We start from the raw sequence: 2,676 nt of genomic DNA, 5'->3' as shown, positions 1-2,676 counted from the left end.
ATCATTGCCTATCTGGGCACTATCTCGGCGGCGCCGGTATCGGGCGATCACCTGGCCCCTTCATTCATCAAGGAAACAGCATGAGCGTTTACGCCAAACTCAAAGAGCTTCAAATCACCTTGCCGCCGGTGGCCATTGCGGCAGCGGCTTATGTGCCATTTGTTCAAACCGGCAATCTGGTTTTTCTGAGTGGTCATATTGCCAAGAAAAACGGCCAGCCCTGGGTCGGTCAACTCGGCAACAACATGAATACCCCGGAGGGCAAGGCCGCAGCGCGGGCCATTGCGATCGACCTGATGGGCACGCTGCATGCCGCCGTCGGTGACCTCGGCAAGATCACACGCATCGTCAAGGTGATGAGCCTGGTCAACTCGACCGGCGACTTCACCGAGCAGCACCTGGTGACCAACGGCGCCAGCGAACTGCTGGGCGAGGTGTTCGGTCCTGCCGGCAGCCATGCGCGCAGCGCTTTTGGTGTCGCGCAAATCCCCATGGGCGCCTGCGTCGAGATCGAGCTGATCGCCGAAATGGAATAAGCACACCCCGTGGAGGCTTCGCCTCCTCCCCCTTGCAGGGGCGGGCGCCTCTCGCCCGGCGAAGCCGGATCGCGGCCCCCGCTTGCAATGCGGTGGCAGCCTTTTCGCCGTTCGGGCTGAGCTTGTCGAAGCCTGCCCGCGTTGTGAAGACCCTTGGCCAGGCTCAGGGCAAACGGTCAAGCGGACAGTTGCCTCCTAGGCGCGTTCGCTGACCCAGGCCTGAACCGACTTCAGCGCATCCAGCAGTTTGGAAGGCTCGGTGCCGCCGGCCATGGCCATGTCGGCCTTGCCACCGCCCTTGCCGCCTACCTGCTGCGCGACAAAGTTGACGAGTTCGCCGGCCTTGACCTTGCCCACGCTGTCGGCCGTCACGCCGGCCGCGATCTGCACCTTGTCGCCATCCACGGCAGCCAGCACGATAACCGCGGTTTTCAGCTTGTCCTTGAGCTTGTCCATGGTGTCGCGCAGGGTCTTGGCGTCCGCGCCTTCCAGCCGCGCGGCCAGAACTTTCAGGCCCTTGATATCGACCGCCTGCGACACCAGCCCATCGCCCTGCGATGAGGCCATCTTGCCCTTGAGCTGCTGCACTTCTTTTTCCAGCGCGCGAACCTGCTCCAGCACCTGCGTGATGCGGCCCTGCAATTCACCCGCGGGTGCCTTGAGCGTGCCGGCAGCGCGGTTGACAGTGCTCTCCAGCTGCTGCAAATAAGCCAGTGCATTCTCGCCAGTCAGCGCCTCGATACGGCGGATGCCTGCCGCCACGCCGCCTTCGCTCACGATCTTGAACAGGCCGATGTCGCCGGTGCGCTGCACGTGCGTGCCGCCGCACAGCTCGCGGCTGGTGCCGATGTCCAGCACGCGCACGGTGTCACCGTACTTCTCGCCGAAGAGCATGGTGGCGCCCGTGGCCTTGGCCGCCTCGATCTCCATCACGCGCGCAAGAGTCTCGCGGTTGGCCAGGATTTCCGCATTCACGCGCTTTTCGATCTCGCGAATCTCTTCATCCGACACAGGGTGGTTGTGCGTGAAGTCAAAGCGTGTCTTGTCCGCATCGACCAGAGAGCCCTTTTGCTGCACGTGCTTGCCCAGCACCTCGTGCAGCGCCTTGTGCATCAGGTGCGTGACGCTGTGATTGCGCATGGTGGCGTGGCGGCGCGCTGTGTCCACGCTGGCCTTGACGGTGTCGCCGACCTTGAGCGTGCCCTGCGTCTGCGTGCCGTGATGGGCGAACACGTCGGACTTGATCTTTTGCGTGTCTTCCACGCCAAACTGCACGCCTTCGGCGGCGATGGTGCCGCAGTCGCCGACCTGGCCGCCGCTTTCGGCATAGAACGGCGTGGTGTCCAGCACCACGGCGCCGGCGTCGCCCTCCTGCAGCTGCTGCACGGAAGCGCCGTCCTTGTACAAGGCCACCACGCGCGCCGGCTCTTCCATCAATTCATAGCCGGTGAACTTGTGGCCCGCGCCGGTGTAGTCGAGGGCCTTGTCCATCTTGAACTTGCCCGCCGCGCGGCCCGCGGCCTTCTGCTTTTCCATGGCGGCGTTAAAGCCCGCCTCATCAACCGTCACGCCGCGCTCGCGGCAGACGTCGGCCGACAGGTCCAGCGGAAAGCCGAAGGTGTCGTGCAGCTTGAACGCCACATCGCCCGGCAACACCTTCTGGCCGCCGGCCAGCGCCGCGTCCAGGATGTTCATGCCGTTTTCCAGCGTTTCGAAAAAACGCTCTTCTTCCGTCTTCAGGACTTCGGTGATGCGCTTTTCTTCCGCACGCAGCCGCGGATAGGCATCGCCCATCAGCTTGACCAGATCAGCCACCAGCTTGTGGAAGAACGGTGTCTTCTTGCCCAGCTTGTAGCCATGGCGGATGGCGCGGCGCACGATCCGGCGCTGCACATAGCCGCGGCCTTCGTTGCTCGGATTCACACCGTCGCTCACCAGGAACGCAGTGGCGCGGATGTGGTCGGCGATCACGCGCAGGCTCTTGTTGTCCAGGTCCTTCTCGCCCGTCTCGCGCGCGGCAGCCTTGATCAGCGCATCGAAGATGTCGATCTCATAGTTGCTGTGCACGTGCTGCAGGATGGCCGCCAGGCGCTCCAGGCCCATGCCGGTATCGACACAGGGCGCCGGCAGGTTCACCACA

The 2,676-nt window shown here is 63.8% G+C and carries 2 protein-coding genes; one reads left to right on the top strand and one right to left on the bottom strand.

Annotation, left to right across the window (positions count from 1 at the left end; all coding sequences use genetic code 11):
- Nucleotides 1-80: 80 nt before the first annotated feature.
- On the top strand, nucleotides 81-536 hold the full coding sequence (locus tag Q8K05_RS01015) for a RidA family protein (protein WP_305244693.1): 456 nt from the start codon (nucleotides 81-83) through the stop codon (nucleotides 534-536).
- A gap of 195 nt (nucleotides 537-731) precedes the next feature.
- Here Q8K05_RS01015 and alaS read toward each other — a convergent pair.
- A partial coding sequence (gene alaS / locus Q8K05_RS01010) for an alanine--tRNA ligase (RefSeq protein WP_305244692.1) occupies nucleotides 732-2,676 on the bottom strand: 1,945 nt, incomplete at its 5' end.

Origin of the sequence: Polaromonas sp., from assembly GCF_030682935.1 — a bacterium.
Taxonomy (GTDB): Bacteria; Pseudomonadota; Gammaproteobacteria; order Burkholderiales; family Burkholderiaceae_C; genus Polaromonas.
Note: the sequence above shows the minus strand (reverse complement) of the source record. Positions and strands in the feature narration are given on the sequence as shown.

Excerpts from the sequence above, each read along its gene's own strand:
- Q8K05_RS01015 (WP_305244693.1), top strand. The coding sequence starts at position 81 with ATGAGCGTTTACGCCAAACTCAAAGAGCTTCAAATCACCTTGCCGCCG.